Source organism: Mesorhizobium sp. M2A.F.Ca.ET.067.02.1.1 (genome assembly GCF_004023285.1).
Classification (GTDB): domain Bacteria; phylum Pseudomonadota; class Alphaproteobacteria; order Rhizobiales; family Rhizobiaceae; genus Mesorhizobium.
In genome coordinates, this window is record NZ_RZSB01001492.1 from 1 (window position 1) to 389 (window position 389).

At 62.2% G+C, this 389-nt stretch carries 1 pseudogene; it reads right to left on the reverse strand.

The window, feature by feature from the left end:
* A pseudogene (locus EOA28_RS38480) lies at positions 1 to 128 on the reverse strand (bifunctional ornithine acetyltransferase/N-acetylglutamate synthase); the annotation flags it as partial.
* Positions 129 to 389: the final 261 nt, after the last annotated feature.

Consider the following 389-nt stretch of genomic DNA (forward strand, 5'->3'; position numbering starts at 1 on the left):
ACCATGGCGAGCAGGTCGGTTCTATTCCGGTATTTGATGCCCGCTTCCGCGGTCGCGATGCGCACACCTTCGATGACCGGCATCTTGGGATATTTCTTCGGTGCGAGCGGCGAGATCGTAGCGGACATCGGAACCCCGGAACGGCAATGAAGCGAAAGGAAGGCCGGTTTGCCCGATAGCGCGTCCCGGCGCAAGGGCGTTCTGGCCGCGCCTGATCGCCCCGGCCGAAGGGCTCGCGGTCTGAAACGGGTCGTTTCGTTTCGCCCGCGATGCCAATATGATCGGCACTAGATTCACCGGCTAAGGAAGACTGGAATGGGCGAAGCCGCCGCTCGCGGGCGCAAGTCGATCGGCGCTTTCTGGATTGCGTTTCGCGCCGATGCCATCAT